A 15,821-nucleotide genomic window follows, 5' to 3' on the forward strand; every position below is an offset into this window, starting at 1 on the left:
CCGGCGCTGAGGCGGTTGAACCGTCGGCAAGCAGTCCGTACAACCCGGGAGAGAAGCAGATGTCCGTATCGGACGAGACCACCACCGTGAGCGACGGCATCCTCCTGTCCGACGCCGCCGCAGCCAAGGTCAAGGGCCTGCTGGAGCAGGAAGGCCGCGAGGACCTGGCGCTGCGCGTCGCCGTCCAGCCCGGCGGTTGCTCGGGCCTGCGCTATCAGCTCTTCTTCGACGAGCGTTCGCTCGACGGCGATGTCGTCAAGGACTTCGAGGGTGTCAAGGTCGTCACCGACCGGATGAGCGCCCCGTACCTGGGCGGCGCCTCCATCGACTTCGTCGACACCATCGAGAAGCAGGGCTTCACGATCGACAACCCCAACGCCACCGGCTCCTGCGCCTGCGGCGACTCGTTCAGCTAACCGCTGCGAGAACAGAGACGTACGACGGCGGCCCCGGGAGTGATTCCCGGGGCCGCCGTCGTGTTCCTGTCGTACGGGCGCGTCAGCTGCGCGGCACCGTCGCCCCGCTCGCCGCGTCGATCACCGTGCGGTCACCCAGTGGCGCATCCAGCGTCACCGTCCGCTTCAGCTCCTTGGCGATCATGATGCAGGCGCCGTTCTTCTGCGGCTTCTCCGCGATGGAGATCCGCACCTGCCCCGGGCTCTCCTCGGCGCTCGCCGTGTACGTGGAGCACACACCGCCCCAGAAGGTCACTTCGAGCGTCCGGCCGTCGGCCGCGTACGAGGTCGTCTTCCGGTCGCCCGAAGGTGTCGGCGCCGTGGGCTTCTCGACGAACTCCGGCGCCACCGCGATCTGCGTGACCGTGCTCTCAGGCCCGCCCGGACCCTGGCGGACGCTGAACAGCCACGACGGTACGAGGGTCTGCCGGCCGTCGACGTAACTCAGGGCCAGACCGAACACCGCGTCCTCGACCGTCTGCTCCACCGGGGCCCGGTTGCCGTCCGGCGGCACGCACTCCAGGACCGAGGGCTTCGGCTCACCCTCCAGCGGTACGGGAGTGGCGCAGCCGCCGATGTCCTTGCCCCCGTCCCCCTTGGCCCTGCTCGCCTCGTTGAGCTGCTTCAACGCCTCGTCGGCCCCGATCGCCGGGTAGGTGTCCCCCTTCTCCAGCGCCTTCAGCTGCCCGCTGCCCCCGGCCACCTTGCCGTCCGGGCCGATCTGCACCCCGGTCGACCAGCCGTACGTGGGCAGCCCGTCCACCTTCGGATCGGCGTTCACCACGCGTACGTCACCCATGAGCTGGCCCGCGTTGAGCGCCGCGTCGTCCTGGCCGACGGCCTTGAGCACGGGCGCCGCGGCGGCCTTCGCGGCCTTCTCGCTCACCGGCTGCCCGCCCGCCTCCGGCGGGCTCTGGTTCGCGCACATCTTGCCCGGGTCGCAGGGCTTCACGGGGGTGGTGCGGGCGAACGTCCAGGTGCCCGGGGCCTGCTTGGTGACCTTCAGGAGCGCGCCGGGCCCGTCCTCGTCGCCGACCACCCAGGAGGCGCCCTCGGTGCGCGGGGTCCCCGGAATGCCGAGCGCCTTCGCCAGCCGGGCGACCTCCGCCGGGGCGACCGTGCCCGTGGCCCGGTGGACCGCGGCCTCGTCCGGACCGTCGGGGAGCTGGCCCGCCGCCCGGTAGACCACGGGCGGACCGTTCGGATCCGGTTCGCCCGGTGCGATGCCGGGGGGAGGCGTGCTCGGGTCGCCGGGTGTGGCTGGACCCGCCTCGGCGGCGTCCAGCGCCAGTACGGGGGCCTTGCCGCGGGCGGCGGAGCTGTCCGCCGCGCCGCCGTCGCCGGACGCGGTGGAGGCCCAGTAGGCCCCGCCGCCCCCGGCCAGCAGCACCGCTGCCGCCACCGAGGCCACCGCGAGCGGCGGACGTCGCCGCCGGGGGCCGGTCACGTCGTTGTCGGGTCGCTCGGTGCTCACCGGATCGCTCCTTCGACTGCGTTGCCGTCGCGTCCACTACCGCGTGCCCCCGGACGGGGACACCGGTGGGACGGAGCGGAGGAGCATGCGGTTCCCGCGCGACGGCGAACCGGGCGCGGAGCCCGTACGGTTCCGGCCGAAAAACGCGCCGCAGTGGTCAGTCCCCGTACGCCGAAGTCGTCAGTCCCCGTACTCCGACATCGCGTCGATCAGCCGCGCCGACGCGGGCGGCACCGTCACCCCGTGGATCAGCGACGGCTTCACCGGCGTGGTGGCGGTCTTCACGGGGGCGGTCCAGTGCGGAGCCATGCGCGCGCAGTCCCCGCGCAGCTCGGCCAGGCTCACTTCGGACTCTCGGGACTCTCGCGATGCGGTGTGCTTCGACATATCCGCACCGTAACCACGGTCACGCTCAGGTAGAAAGCCCTACTATCGGGTAGTTTTCCCTTTTCCCGGCCGGAGAGCTCACCCGGTAGCGTGAACTGTCACGCCGTCCCGGAGGGCGCACCTCGGCCCTTCGCCTTCCGCAGGAGAAGCCTCCCCGTGCGTATTGCAGTCACCGGCTCCATCGCCACCGATCACCTCATGACCTTCCCCGGCCGCTTCGCCGACCAGCTGGTCGCGGATCAGCTGCACACGGTCTCCCTCTCCTTCCTGGTCGACAACCTCGATGTGCGCCGGGGCGGTGTCGCCGCCAACATCTGCTTCGGCATGGGTCTGCTCGGCACCAAGCCGATCCTCGTGGGTGCCGCGGGATCCGACTTCGACGAGTACCGCGCCTGGCTCGACCGGCACGGCGTCGAGACCGGCTCGGTCCGTATCTCCGAGGTGCTGCACACCGCCCGCTTCGTCTGCACCACCGACTCCGACCACAACCAGATCGGCTCCTTCTACACGGGCGCGATGAGCGAGGCCCGGCTGATCGAGCTGAAGAGCGTCGCCGACCGTGTCGGCGGCCTCGACCTCGTCTCGATCGGCGCGGACGACCCGGAGGCGATGCTCCGCCACACCGAGGAGTGCCGCTCCCGGAACATCCCGTTCGCCGCGGACTTCTCGCAGCAGATCGCGCGGATGAACGGCGACGAGATCCGCATCCTGCTGGACGGCGCCACGTACCTCTTCGCCAACGAGTACGAGAAGGGGCTCATCGAGTCCAAGACCGGCTGGAGCGACGAGGAGATCCTTTCCAAGGTCGGCCACCGGGTGACCACGCTCGGCTCCCGCGGTGTGCGGATCGAGCGGGTCGGCGATCCGGTCATCGAGGTCGGCTGCCCCGAGGAGGACACCAAGGCCGACCCGACGGGCGTCGGCGACGCCTTCCGCGCCGGGTTCCTCTCCGGTCTCGCCTGGGGCGTCGGCCTGGAGCGCGCCGCCCAGGTCGGCTGCATGCTCGCCACGCTCGTCATCGAGACGGTCGGCACCCAGGAGTACACCCTGCGCCGCACCCACTTCATGGACCGCTTCACCAAGGCGTACGGCCACGAGGCCGCCGCCGAGGTCCAGCAGCACCTGAAGTAGCGCACCCGGTCAGCTGAGCCGGCGGACCACATAGGCCGAGCCACGGTCCGCCGGCTCCTCGCCCACGTACTCCTGCTCGCGCATCTCGCACCAGGCGGGGATGTCGAGCCGCGCCGCCTCGTCGTCGGCGAGCACCGTCACCGTGGCGCCCACCGATACCTCCCCGATCACCTTTGCGAGCTCGATCACCGGGATCGGGCAGCGCCGGCCGAGCGCGTCGACCACCAGGGACGCGACCGGCGCGGGGGAGGGGGGAGCGGAGACCGGGGCGCCGAGCCGCTCCCGTACCTCCGCGACCAGTCCGGGCAGCACGTCCAGGAATCGGTCGACGTCCGCCTCGGCCGTGCCCATCGGCAGCGACACCCGGACGTTCCCCTCCGAGAGCACCCCCATCGCCTTGAGCACATGGCTCGGCTCCAGGGTGCTGCTGGTGCAGGACGAACCGGACGATACGGAGAATCCGTGCCGGTCCAGCTCGTGGAGGAGGGTCTCTCCATCGACATAGAGACAGGAGAAGGTGACCAGATGCGGCAGCCGCCGCTCCGGATCACCGACCACCTCCACATCGCCCACCCGCCCGGCCACGACCGACCGGATCCGGCCGACCAGCGCCCGCAGCCGCACCGCCTCGGCCGCCGCCTCGTCCCGTACCGCGCGCAGCGAGGCCGCCGCCGCCACGATCGCCGGCAGGTTCTCGAACCCCGGCGCCCGGCCCGACTCCCGCTCCCCGGCCGGGCCTTGCGGGGCGAACCGCACCCCCTTGCGTACCGCCAGCAGCCCGACCCCGGCGGGCCCGCCCCACTTGTGCGCGCTCGCCGTCAGCAGCGACCAGCGGCCCGCCACCGGCCCCCAGCCCAGCGACTGGGCGGCGTCCACCAGTAGCGGCACCCCCGCCTCGGCGCAGAGCGCGGCCACCTCGGCCACCGGCTGCTCGGTCCCCACCTCATGGTTGGCCGACTGGAGGCAGGCGAGCGCGGTGTCCGCCCGCAGCGCTCCGGCGTACGCCGCCGGGTCCACGGCCCCCGACCGCTCCACCGGCACCTCCGTGAACGATCCGCCCGCCGCCCCGTGGGCCGCCGCCGAATGGAGCACCGAGGAGTGCTCGACCGCGGAGAGGGCCAGATGGCGGCCGACACGCCGACGCCCCGAAAGAGCCCCGGCAATTCCCGCGTGCACGGCGGTCGTCCCCGAAGAGGTGAAGACCAGCTCGTCCGGACGGCACCCGACCGCCTCCGCCGCGGCCTCCCGGGCCGCGTCCAGCAGCAGCCGGGCGCGGCGCCCCTCGCGGTACAGGCGGGCGGGGTCGGCCCAGCCCTCGTCGAGCGCGGCAAGCAGCGCCTGGCGTGCGACGGGGTGCAGGGGGGCGGCGGAGGCGGTGTCGAAGTAGGGCACGCCGCCACGCTAGCCCGCAGCCGGTCCCGCCCCGGCGCCCGGCTGCCCGCCCGGCCGGGAGAGAGGCCGTCAGATGGCCCCCGGAGGCCCGGATTCCACCCCTTCGGGGAGTCGGGCGGCGCGTTGGGCACCCTCCCCGCGCGACCCCAAATAGCGTCCAGTAGGGTTTGGTCCGCATAAACATCCAAACCCCTGCCCGCGACAGGGACGGCGACCGACCAGAGAGACGGGCGCGCCGACCGTGCGGGCGAGACTCTCGGGAAGGCGCTACGTGAGTCCCAACGGCTCCGACCGCTCGTCGCGGCGCCCGATGCGGCGGAAGCTGCCGCAGGTGCTGACTGCGGGCCTGGTCCTGGCGACGGCCTCCGGTTGTTCATACAACTGGGAGGATTTTCCCCGCCTCGGTATGCCCACCCCGGTAACGGAAGAGGCCCCTCGGATCCTCTCCCTCTGGCAAGGCTCGTGGGCGGCAGCGCTCGTCACGGGTGTCCTTGTCTGGGGGCTGATCCTGTGGAGCGTCTTCTTCCACCGGCGTAGCCGGACCAAGGTGGAGGTACCTCCGCAGACCAGGTACAACATGCCCATCGAGGCGTTGTACACAGTGGTTCCGCTCATCATCGTCTCGGTGCTCTTCTACTTCACCGCGCGTGATGAGTCGAAGCTCCTCGAGCTCTCCGACAAGCCCGCCCACACCATCAACGTGGTCGGCTACCAGTGGAGCTGGGGCTTCAACTACATCGAGAAGGTGGAAGGCCAGCCCGCTGCGGGCAGCGAGGTCCCCAAGGAGCTCGCGGCCATCCCGGACAAGTTCCAGAAGGACTTCCCGCAGGACGCCACCGGCGTCTACGACGCGGGCATCCCCGGTACCCGGAACCCGCAGAACGGCAACCCGGGTCCGACCCTGTGGCTGCCGAAGGGCGAGAAGGTCCGCTTCGTCCTCACTTCGCGTGACGTCATCCACTCCTTCTGGGTGGTGCCGTTCCTCATGAAGCAGGACGTCATCCCGGGCCACACCAACGTATTCGAGGTCACTCCCAACAGGGAGGGCACCTTCATGGGCAAGTGCGCCGAGCTCTGTGGCGTCGACCATTCCCGGATGCTCTTCAACGTCAAGGTCGTCTCCCCGGAGCGTTACCAGCAGCACCTCAAGGAGCTGGCTGAAAAGGGTCAGACGGGCTACATGCCGGCGGGCATCGAGCAGACGGACCCGGCCAGGAATGCGGAGAAGAACCAACTGTGAGCATCCTCAACGAACCTCAGGGTGCCGCTCCAGCAGACGACTCGTACGAGGACGAGCTGCCGGTTCGGCGCAAGCAGCCGGGAAACGTCGTCATCAAGTGGCTGACCACCACTGACCACAAGACGATCGGTACGCTCTACCTGGTCACGTCGTTCGCGTTCTTCTGCATCGGCGGACTCATGGCGCTCTTCATGCGCGCCGAGCTGGCCCGTCCCGGCACGCAGATCATGTCGAACGAGCAGTTCAACCAGGCGTTCACGATGCACGGCACGATCATGCTGCTGATGTTCGCGACGCCGCTGTTCGCCGGGTTCGCGAACTGGATCATGCCGCTGCAGATCGGTGCGCCCGATGTGGCGTTCCCGCGGCTGAACATGTTCGCGTACTGGCTGTACCTCTTCGGCTCGCTCATCGCGGTGGCCGGCTTCCTCACCCCGCAGGGCGCCGCCGACTTCGGCTGGTTCGCCTACGCGCCGCTGAACGACGCGGTCCGCTCGCCGGGCATCGGCGCCGACATGTGGATCATGGGTCTGGCCTTCTCCGGATTCGGCACGATCCTCGGCTCGGTCAACTTCATCACCACGATCATCTGCATGCGCGCCCCCGGCATGACGATGTTCCGCATGCCGATCTTCACCTGGAACGTCCTGCTGACCGGTGTCCTGGTCCTGCTCGCCTTCCCGGTTCTCGCCGCCGCGCTCTTCGCGCTGGAGGCGGATCGGAAATTCGGGGCACATATCTTCGACTCCGCCAATGGCGGCGCGTTGCTGTGGCAACACCTCTTCTGGTTCTTCGGACACCCAGAGGTGTACATCATCGCCCTGCCGTTCTTCGGCATCATTTCCGAGGTCATCCCGGTATTCAGCCGCAAGCCGATGTTCGGCTACATCGGTCTGATCGCCGCGACGATCGCCATCGCCGGTCTTTCGGTGACGGTGTGGGCGCACCACATGTATGTGACGGGCGGCGTGCTCCTGCCGTTCTTCTCCTTCATGACCTTCCTGATCGCGGTGCCAACCGGTGTGAAGTTCTTCAACTGGATCGGCACCATGTGGAAGGGGTCGTTGTCCTTCGAGACACCGATGCTCTGGGCCGTCGGCTTCCTCATCACCTTCACCTTCGGTGGTCTGACCGGCGTCATCCTGGCCTCGCCCCCGATGGACTTCCACGTCTCCGACTCGTACTTCGTCGTCGCGCACTTCCACTACGTCATCTTCGGCACCGTGGTCTTCGCGATGTTCTCCGGATTCCACTTCTGGTGGCCGAAGTTCACCGGCAAGATGCTGGACGAGCGGCTCGGGAAGATCACCTTCTGGACGCTGTTCGTCGGCTTCCACGGCACCTTCCTGGTGCAGCACTGGCTCGGTGCCGAGGGAATGCCGCGTCGCTACGCGGACTACCTCGCCGCCGACGGCTTCACCGCGCTGAACACGATCTCCACGATCGCGTCCTTCGTGCTCGGCCTGTCGATGCTTCCGTTCTTCTACAACGTCTGGAAGACCGCCAAGTACGGCAAGAAGGTGGAGGTCGACGACCCGTGGGGTTACGGCCGTTCGCTGGAGTGGGCGACCTCCTGCCCGCCGCCGCGCCACAACTTCATCACCCTGCCGCGGATCCGTTCCGAATCCCCGGCGTTCGACCTGCACCACCCGGAGATCGCGGCGCTCGAACAGCTTGAGCACCACTCCGAGTCGGACAAGGCCCTCGCCGGCGGCAAGGAGGCAGGCAAGTGAAGATCCAGGGTCAGCTGTTCATCTGGCTGAGCGTCTTCATCCTCGGCATGGCCGTCGTGTACGGCGTCTGGTCGAAGGAGCCGGTCGGCACCACGGCACTCTTCCTGGCCTTCGGGCTCTCGGTCATGATCGGCTTCTACCTGGCCTTCACGGCCAACCGGGTCGACGCCATGGCCCAGGACAACAAGGAAGCAGATGTCGCCGACGAGGCGGGCGAGCTCGGGTTCTTCGCCCCGCACAGCTGGCAGCCGCTCTCCCTGGCCGTCGGTGGCGCCTTCGCCTTCATGGGCGTCGTCTTCGGCTGGTGGCTGATGTACTTCTCGGCTCCGCTGCTCCTGATCGGCCTCTTCGGCTGGGTCTTCGAGTACTACCGGGGTGAGAACCGCACCCAGTGACACCCACCGGTGGGTGACACCGCACTACCCCACGAGGGGCCCGCGTCGCAGTAGGCGACACGGGCCCTTCGCTCGTTTGCAGTCACAGAACGCGCTGGAACGGATGAATCTTCTTAGCGTGGGCTGCATGAACCACACGCCGCGCATGCGCACCGTAGTGAGCTGCACCCTGCTGGTCGTGACCCTCGCAGCGGGTGCGACCGCCTGTGGCTCGCCCGACGGCAACCCGCTCTCGACGAAGCCGTACGACGCGGGCGACCAGGTCTCCTTCAACGGCCCCACCAAGAACCGGAAGGCCGACCCCGACAAGCCCCTGGAAGTCACCGTCAAGGGTGACGACGGCCGCATCACCGACGTGAGCGCCGTGGACACCGGGGGCCGCCACCTGGCGGGCGAGCTCTCCGCCGACGGCAGGCGGTGGCGCTCCACCGCCCCGCTGGCCGCCGGCACCGGATACACCGTCAGGGTCTCCACCGAGAACGGGGACGGCGCCCCCGGCACCCGTACGCTCTCCTTCGACACCTCCTCGCCCAAGAAGCTGCTGAAGGTCGCCTTCGGCCCGGAGACGGGCACCTACGGCGTCGGACAGCCCATCACGGCGGAACTCAGCGCTCCGGTCACCGACAAGGCCTCCAGGGCCACCGTCGAGCGCGCCCTGAAGGTCCGCTCCACCCCGGCCGCCACCGGCGCCTGGTACTGGGTCGACGACAAGAATCTCCACTACCGGCCCCAGGAGTACTGGCCCGCCAACGCCACCATCGAGGTCCGCTCCAACCTCACGGGCATCAAGGTGACCAACGCCCTCTACGGGGCCGAGGCCAAGCCCCTGAAGATCACCACCGGCGACCGCGTCGAGGCCCTCACCGACGCCTCGACCCACACCATGACGGTCCTGCGCAACGGAGAAGTGATCAATACCATTCCGGTCACCACCGGCAAGCCCGGCTTCTCCACCCGCAACGGCGTCAAGGTGATCCTCGCCAAGGAGCAGTTCGTACGGATGCGCGGGGAGAGCATCGGCATCGCCGCCGGCTCCTCGGAGTCGTACGACCTGCCGGTCTACTGGGCCACCCGGGTGACCTGGAGCGGTGAGTACGTGCACGCCGCGCCCTGGTCCACCGGCTCCCAGGGCAACGCCAACGTCAGCCACGGCTGCACCGGGATGAGCACCGGCAACGCCGAGTGGTTCTTCGACACCGTGCGCCAGGGCGACATCGTGAAGGTCGTCGGCAGCGCGGGGGAGACCATGACCCCGTTCGACAACGGGTTCGGCGACTGGAACCTCTCCTGGGAGAAGTGGCAGAAGGGCAGCGCCCTCAACGAAGGCGTGCCGGACAGCCCGCAGACGCTCCAGGCCGCACGGCTGCGCCCGCACGTCTGACGGAGCACAGAAGGAGCGCCCCGCACCGCGGGGCGCTCCTCACGGGCTCACAGGGCCTTCTCAGGCCTCCACGGCGAGCCGGGCGCGCAGCAGCGCCGCCAGCGCGTCGGCGAACTCCACCGGGTCCACCGGCAGCGTCACCGCGGCCTCCGCCCGGCTCCAGGTGGCCAGCCACGCGTCCTGCGGGCGGCCGATCAGCAGCAGGACCGGGGGGCAGTGGAAGATCTCGTCCTTGATCTGGCGGCAGACGCCCATGCCGCCGATGGGGGCCGTCTCGCCGTCCAGGACGCAGACGTCGACCCCGCCGGCGTCCAGGGCCGCCAGGACGGCCGGAAGCGTCGCGCACTCCAGGAACCGCACCGGTGGCACGTCGGCGGCGGGCCTGCGGCCGGTCGCCAGCTTCACCTGCTCGCGGATGTTGGCGTCGTCGCTGTAGACCAGGACCGTGGCGGTCGCCTGCATTGTTCCTCCGTGACAGCTGTGTCTTCGGGGCTCTCGGGGCATGAACCGATGCGCGGATCGTACTCCGCCCGACCGCCCGTCAGCACCGGTAAGGACACCGATTCGATGGGCCGTTCGGGCAGGACACACGGCACTGACACACCGAACGGCACCCCCCGGAGTGAGGGCGGGATAAGCGACCGACATAATGTCGGTCGTGGCGACAGCAACGACAGTAGAAACCGGGCACGCGCACCCGTCGGTCAATCGGCCGAACCTCACCAGCGTCGGAACCATCATCTGGTTGAGTTCCGAGCTGATGTTCTTCGCGGCCCTCTTCGCGATGTACTTCACCCTGCGATCGGTGATGGGACCCGATTACTGGAAGGAGATGGCCGGTCATCTGAACTTCCCGTTCTCGGCCACGAACACCACGATCCTGGTGCTCTCCTCACTCACCTGCCAGCTCGGCGTCTTCGCCGCCGAGCGGGGCGATGTGAAGAAGCTCCGCACCTGGTTCATCATCACCTTCGTGATGGGTTCGATCTTCATCGGCGGCCAGGTCCTGGAGTACACCGAGCTGGTCAAGGACGCGGGGCTCTCCCTGTCGTCCGACCCGTACGGCTCGGTGTTCTACCTGACCACCGGCTTCCACGGCCTGCACGTGACGGGCGGCCTCATCGCCTTCCTGCTGGTACTCGGCAGGACATACGCAGCCAAGAGGTTCACCCACGACCAGGCCACCGCAGCCATCGTCGTGTCCTACTACTGGCACTTCGTGGATGTGGTGTGGATCGGCCTGTTCGCAACGATCTACATGATCAAGTAACCGGGCTCGCACCCACCCACCATCGACGCAGAAGATCCTGACACCGGGGTAATCCGTGAAAAAGCTCTCCGCACGACGACGCCATCCGCTGGCGGCGGTCGTCGTACTACTCCTCGCGCTGGCGGCTACCGGGGGGCTGTACGCCGCGTTTGCGCCTGCGGGCAAGGCGCAGGCCGATGAAACCGCCCAGTCCCTCGCCATCGACGAGGGCAAGAAGCTCTACACCGTAGGCTGCGCCAGCTGCCACGGAACCGGCGGTCAGGGCACCACCGACGGGCCGTCCCTCGTGGGCGTGGGCTCCGCCGCCGTCGACTTCCAGGTCGGTACGGGCCGTATGCCCGCGCAGCAGCCGGGCGCCCAGGTACCGAAGAAGAAGGTCATCTACACCCAGGCGGAGATCGACCAGCTCGCGGCGTACGTCGCGTCGCTCGGCGCCGGTCCGATCACGCCGAACGACAAGCAGGTCGACCCGGCCGGCGCGGACGTCGCCAAGGGTGGCGAACTGTTCCGCAACAACTGCGCCCAGTGCCACAACTTCACGGGCAAGGGCGGTGCCCTCACCAAGGGCAAGTACGCCCCTGACCTCGAAGGTGTGAGCCCGAAGCACATCTACGAGGCCATGCAGACCGGCCCGCAGTCCATGCCTTCCTTCCCCGACACGACGATGCCGGAGCAGCAGAAGAAGGACATCATCGCGTACATCCAGACCGTGAACGGCGAGGAGACCGCGAGCCCCGGTGGCCTCGAGCTCGGCGGTCTGGGTCCGGTCAGTGAAGGCCTGTTCGCCTGGATCTTCGGACTCGGCGCCCTCGTCGCCATCGCCATTTGGGTCGCGGCCCACACCGCTAAGGCCAAGAAGTCATGAGTAGCCAACAGATTCCAGAAGACAACCTGCCCGTGGTGCAGGAGACCGCGCACGGCGCGGTGGAGGGTACGGACGACCCGTTCGCCGACCCGGGGCTGCCGGCCCACAAGCCGCGCATCCAGGACCTCGACGAACGCGCCGCGAACCGCTCCGAGCGGGCCGTCGCGTTCATGTTCGTCCTCTCGATGCTGTCGACGGTGGGCTTCATCGCCGCCTACGTCATCTTCCCGGTGGACAAGATCGTCTACATCTGGCCCTTCGGCCATGTGAGCGCGCTCAACTTCTCCCTGGGACTGACGCTCGGCTTCGCCCTCTTCTTCATCGGCGCGGGCGCCGTCCACTGGGCGCGCACCCTGATGTCCGACGTCGAGGTCCCGGCCGAACGGCACCCGATCGAGGCGCCGGCCGAAGTCAAGGCCCAGGTCATGGCCGACTTCAAGGCCGGTGCCCAGGAGTCCGCGATCGGCCGTCGCAAGCTCATCCGCACCACCCTCTTCGGCGCGCTGGCCCTGGTGCCGCTCTCCGGTGTGGTGCTGCTGCGCGACCTCGGTCCGCTGCCGGAGAAGAAGCTCCGGTCCACCCTGTGGGCCAAGGGCAAGCTGCTCGTCAACATGAACACCATGGAGCCGCTGCGCCCCGAGCACGTCGCCGTGGGCTCGCTGACCTTCGCCATGCCCGAGGGCCTGGAGGAGGACGCGCACGACTTCCAGTCGCAGATCGCCAAGGCGGCCCTGATGATCGTCCGCATCGAGCCGGACGACATCAAGGACAAGCGCCAGCGCGACTGGGCCCACGAGGGCATCGTCGCGTTCTCCAAGATCTGCACCCATGTCGGCTGCCCGATCAGCCTGTACGAGCAGCAGACACACCACGTGCTCTGCCCGTGCCACCAGTCCACCTTCGACCTCTCCGACGGCGCCCGCGTCATCTTCGGTCCGGCCGGCCACCCGCTTCCGCAGCTGCGGATCGGTGTGAACAGCGAGGGCAACCTCGAAGCGCTCGGTGACTTCGACGAGCCCGTCGGCCCGTCCTTCTGGGAGCGCGGATGAGTACTGAGACAACCACCCCGTCCGCCGGCCAGGCGGGACAGCGCAAGGCACCCGCGGGCGAGCGGGTCGCCGACTGGGCTGACGGCAGGCTCGGCATCTACGGCCTGGCCAAGGCCAACATGCGCAAGATCTTCCCGGACCACTGGTCCTTCATGCTCGGTGAGGTCGCGCTCTACAGCTTCATCATCATCATCCTCACGGGTGTGTATCTGACGCTGTTCTTCCAGCCGAGCATGAACGAGGTCGTCTACCACGGCCCGTACGAGCCCATGCAGGGCATCCGGATGTCGGAGGCCTACGCCTCCACGCTGAAGATCAGCTTCGAGGTCCGCGGCGGTCTGCTCGTCCGGCAGATCCACCACTGGGCCGCGCTGATCTTCCTGGCCGGCATGTTCGTGCACATGATGCGCGTCTTCTTCACGGGCGCCTTCCGCAAGCCGCGCGAGGTCAACTGGCTGTTCGGCTTCCTGCTCTTCGTGCTGGGCATGTTCACCGGCTTCACCGGCTACTCCCTCCCGGACGACCTGCTCTCCGGTACAGGTGTCCGCTTCACCCAGGGCGCGATCCTGTCCGTGCCGATCGTCGGTACGTACATCTCGATGTTCCTGTTCGGCGGCGAGTTCCCCGGCCACGACTTCGTGGCCCGGTTCTACTCGATCCACATCCTGCTGCTGCCGGGCATCATGCTCGGGCTGCTGGTGGCCCACCTGATCCTGGTCTTCTACCACAAGCACACGCAGTTCGCGGGTCCCGGCAAGACCAACAAGAACGTCGTCGGCATGCCGCTGCTGCCGGTCTACATGGCGAAGGCCGGAGGCTTCTTCTTCCTGGTCTTCGGCATCATCGCGATCATCTCGGCCATCGCCACGATCAACCCGATCTGGGCGCTCGGCCCGTACCGCCCGGACCAGGTGTCCACCGGCGCCCAGCCCGACTGGTACATGGGCTTCGCCGAGGGTCTGGTCCGTGTCATGCCGGGCTGGGAGATCGTCTTCTGGGGTCACACGCTCAACCTGGGTGTGTTCATCCCGCTGGTCCTCTTCGGCCTGGTGCTCTCGCTGCCCGCGGTCTACCCGTTCCTCGAGTCCTGGATCACCGGGGACAAGCGCGAGCACCACATCCTGGACCGCCCGCGCAACGCCCCGACCCGTACGGCTCTCGGCGTCGCCTGGATCACGGCGTACTTCATCGGCCTCGTCGGCGGTGGTAACGACCTGTGGGCCACGCACTTCCATCTGTCGCTGAACGCCATCTCGTGGTTCGTCCGGATCTTCTTCTTCGCCGGACCGGTCATCGCGTTCATCGTCACGAAGCGGATCTGCCTGGGCCTCCAGCGCCGTGACCGGGACAAGGTGCTGCACGGTCGCGAGACCGGCATCATCAAGCGCCTGCCGCACGGTGAGTTCGTGGAGATCCACGAGCCGCTCTCCCCGGGGCAGCTGCACACGCTCACCGCGCACGAGCAGTACAAGCCGGTCGAGCTCGGCCCCGAGGTCGACGAGAACGGCGTCAAGCGCAAGATCTCCCCGGTACAGAAGGTCCGGGCCAAGCTCAGCAAGGGCTACTTCGGCGAGAACAACCAGATCGCCAAGCCCACCGCGGAGGAGTACAAGGAGATCAGCGAGGGCCACGGCCACCACTGATCGTCCGAACTGTTCGCCACAGCGGGAGCCCCGTCCATTCGATGGACGGGGCTCTTCGCGGTCCCGGCGGCTGGATAGGGTGGAGCCGACTCTTTACCGGCTGTGGACCCCTGGAGCGGACCATGAACGTTGTGACCCCGAACGGCGGCGACAGCGTGGCGGACCGTTCCTGGCCCGGCCTGCTGAACCCCCTGCTGCGCGGCGAGAACCTCTCCTCCGACGAGACCGCCTGGGCGATGGACCGCATCATGAGCGGCGAGGCGACCGACGCGCAGATCGCCGGCTTCGCGGTGGCGCTGCGGGCCAAGGGCGAGACCGTCGAGGAGGTCACCGGTCTGGTGCGCGCGATGTACGCGCACGCCAACACCATCCATGTGCCGGGCCGCACCGTCGACATCGTTGGCACCGGCGGCGACCTCGCCAAGACGGTCAACATCTCGACCATGTCCGCGATCGTCATCGCCGGGACCGGCGCCAAGGTCGTCAAGCACGGCAACCGGGCCGCCTCCTCGGCGAGCGGCTCCTCCGACGTACTGGAGAAGCTCGGCGTCAACCTGGAGCTGACCCCGCAACGGGTGGTCGAGGTCGCCGAGGCGGCGGGCATCACCTTCTGCTTCGCCGTGAAGTTCCACCCCGCCCTGCGGCACGCCGCCAAGGCCCGCAGGGAGCTCGGTGCGCAGACCACGTTCAACATCCTGGGCCCCCTCACCAACCCGGCCCAGGTGCGCTCCCAGGCCATCGGCGTGGCCGACGCCAAGATGGCGCCCATCGTCGCGGGCGTCCTCGCGGAACGCGGCAACTCGGCGCTCGTCTTCCGCGGCGACGACGGCCTCGACGAGCTGACCACCACCGCCACCTCGCGGGTCTGGGTGGTCCGTGACGGCACGGTGCGCGAGGAGCCCTTCGACCCGCGCGACGTGGGCCTCCCGCTGGTCCCTGTGGAGGCGCTGCGCGGCGCCGACGCCTCGTACAACGCCGATGTGGCCCGCCGCCTGCTGGACGGCGAGGGCGGCGCGGTACGCGAGGCGGTGCTGCTCAACTCGGCGGCGGCGCTGGTCGCGCTCGACCCGGGACCGGGCACGCTGACCGAGCAGATCGCGGCGAAGATCCTCGTCGCGGCCGAGGCCATCGACTCCGGGGCGGCCAAACGCGCCCTGGAACGGTGGGTGGCGGCCAGTAACGCCTGAGGGACGCAGAGTGTGACGTAGGGCGCAGTCCGGATGCCGGACTGCGCCCTTGCGCGTCTGCATACATATGGCAAGATGCTGCGCAGGTCATGAGTGACAGCGACTACGGCCCCGGCCCGCTGTCCGGCAACCCTCCGTCCGTGGCGGGGTGCCCCGGGTGAAGACCAGGCCGTAGGCAGCGAGGTCTGCGGCAAGCGCGGGCCCCTCGGCGTCCAGTGG

The 15,821-nt window shown here is 68.7% G+C and carries 15 protein-coding genes and 1 riboswitch; of the genes, 11 read left to right on the top strand and 4 right to left on the bottom strand.

From position 1 onward, the window contains the following. Positions 1-59: 59 nt before the first annotated feature. Positions 60-416, top strand: coding sequence for a HesB/IscA family protein (locus IE264_RS04465; protein WP_015608068.1), 357 nt, complete (start codon positions 60-62; stop codon positions 414-416). 82 nt (positions 417-498) lie between these two features. On the opposite strand, the gene IE264_RS04470 is transcribed toward IE264_RS04465, so the two are convergent. Both IE264_RS04470 and IE264_RS04475 read right to left on the bottom strand, forming a co-directional pair. Further along, a complete protein-coding gene (locus IE264_RS04470; RefSeq protein ID WP_032752891.1) occupies positions 499-1,929 on the bottom strand; it encodes a hypothetical protein in 1,431 nt (476 codons plus the stop codon). Positions 1,930-2,109: 180 nt separating this feature from the next. Then, positions 2,110-2,316 (bottom strand): hypothetical protein, encoded by a 207-nt coding sequence (locus IE264_RS04475; protein ID WP_015608066.1) that lies wholly within the window; start codon positions 2,314-2,316, stop codon positions 2,110-2,112. Positions 2,317-2,472: 156 nt separating this feature from the next. On the opposite strand from IE264_RS04475, the gene IE264_RS04480 reads away from it, so the two are divergent. After that, positions 2,473-3,447: a carbohydrate kinase family protein gene (locus tag IE264_RS04480; protein WP_015608065.1), complete on the top strand. Its 975-nt coding sequence runs from the start codon at positions 2,473-2,475 to the stop codon at positions 3,445-3,447. Between the two features lie 9 nt (positions 3,448-3,456). On the opposite strand, the gene IE264_RS04485 is transcribed toward IE264_RS04480, so the two are convergent. After that, entirely contained in the window at positions 3,457-4,839 is a 1,383-nt protein-coding gene (locus IE264_RS04485) for a cysteine desulfurase/sulfurtransferase TusA family protein (protein WP_032752889.1), read from the bottom strand. Between the two features lie 271 nt (positions 4,840-5,110). Here IE264_RS04485 and ctaC point away from each other — a divergent pair, with 271 nt between their 5' ends. The 4 genes from ctaC to IE264_RS04505 all read left to right on the top strand — a co-directional run bounded on the left by ctaC (position 5,111) and on the right by IE264_RS04505 (position 9,588). After that, positions 5,111-6,079, top strand: coding sequence for an aa3-type cytochrome oxidase subunit II (gene ctaC, locus IE264_RS04490; RefSeq protein WP_031122126.1), 969 nt, complete (start codon positions 5,111-5,113; stop codon positions 6,077-6,079). Beyond that, a complete protein-coding gene (ctaD, locus tag IE264_RS04495) occupies positions 6,076-7,812 on the top strand; it encodes an aa3-type cytochrome oxidase subunit I (RefSeq protein WP_015608062.1) in 1,737 nt (578 codons plus the stop codon). The genes ctaC and ctaD overlap by 4 nt, the downstream gene beginning before the upstream one ends. Continuing rightward, positions 7,809-8,207, top strand: coding sequence for a cytochrome c oxidase subunit 4 (locus IE264_RS04500; protein ID WP_015608061.1), 399 nt, complete (start codon positions 7,809-7,811; stop codon positions 8,205-8,207). Before ctaD ends, IE264_RS04500 begins: the two co-directional genes overlap by 4 nt. A gap of 127 nt (positions 8,208-8,334) precedes the next feature. Beyond that, positions 8,335-9,588 carry a L,D-transpeptidase gene (locus tag IE264_RS04505; protein ID WP_032759522.1) on the top strand — a complete coding sequence of 418 codons (1,254 nt, stop codon included), beginning with the start codon at positions 8,335-8,337 and terminating at the stop codon, positions 9,586-9,588. A gap of 60 nt (positions 9,589-9,648) precedes the next feature. Here the strand turns inward: IE264_RS04505 and IE264_RS04510 are convergent, their stop codons facing one another. Then, positions 9,649-10,050 carry a DNA-binding transcriptional response regulator gene (locus IE264_RS04510; protein WP_015608059.1) on the bottom strand — a complete coding sequence of 134 codons (402 nt, stop codon included), beginning with the start codon at positions 10,048-10,050 and terminating at the stop codon, positions 9,649-9,651. Between the two features lie 187 nt (positions 10,051-10,237). Between IE264_RS04510 and ctaE the strand changes: the two genes are divergently transcribed. The 5 genes from ctaE to trpD all read left to right on the top strand — a co-directional run bounded on the left by ctaE (position 10,238) and on the right by trpD (position 15,602). Next, entirely contained in the window at positions 10,238-10,858 is a 621-nt protein-coding gene (gene ctaE, locus IE264_RS04515) for an aa3-type cytochrome oxidase subunit III (protein WP_015608058.1), read from the top strand. A 55-nt stretch (positions 10,859-10,913) separates the two neighbouring features. Further along, positions 10,914-11,723 (top strand): cytochrome bc1 complex diheme cytochrome c subunit, encoded by an 810-nt coding sequence (gene qcrC, locus IE264_RS04520; protein WP_015608057.1) that lies wholly within the window; start codon positions 10,914-10,916, stop codon positions 11,721-11,723. Next, positions 11,720-12,772, top strand: coding sequence for a cytochrome bc1 complex Rieske iron-sulfur subunit (qcrA, locus tag IE264_RS04525; protein ID WP_015608056.1), 1,053 nt, complete (start codon positions 11,720-11,722; stop codon positions 12,770-12,772). Before qcrC ends, qcrA begins: the two co-directional genes overlap by 4 nt. Further along, positions 12,769-14,415, top strand: a complete 1,647-nt coding sequence (qcrB, locus tag IE264_RS04530; RefSeq protein WP_015608055.1) for a cytochrome bc1 complex cytochrome b subunit — start codon at positions 12,769-12,771, stop codon at positions 14,413-14,415. The genes qcrA and qcrB overlap by 4 nt, the downstream gene beginning before the upstream one ends. 122 nt (positions 14,416-14,537) lie before the next feature. Further along, the gene (trpD, locus tag IE264_RS04535; RefSeq protein WP_032759521.1) at positions 14,538-15,602 is read left to right on the top strand and encodes an anthranilate phosphoribosyltransferase; all 1,065 of its coding nucleotides are present in this window, start codon (positions 14,538-14,540) and stop codon (positions 15,600-15,602) included. Between the two features lie 85 nt (positions 15,603-15,687). Beyond that, a riboswitch (SAM riboswitch) is annotated at positions 15,688-15,805 on the top strand. Positions 15,806-15,821 lie beyond the last annotated feature (16 nt).

Source organism: Streptomyces microflavus (assembly GCF_014650075.1).
Taxonomy (GTDB): domain Bacteria; phylum Actinomycetota; class Actinomycetes; order Streptomycetales; family Streptomycetaceae; genus Streptomyces; species Streptomyces microflavus.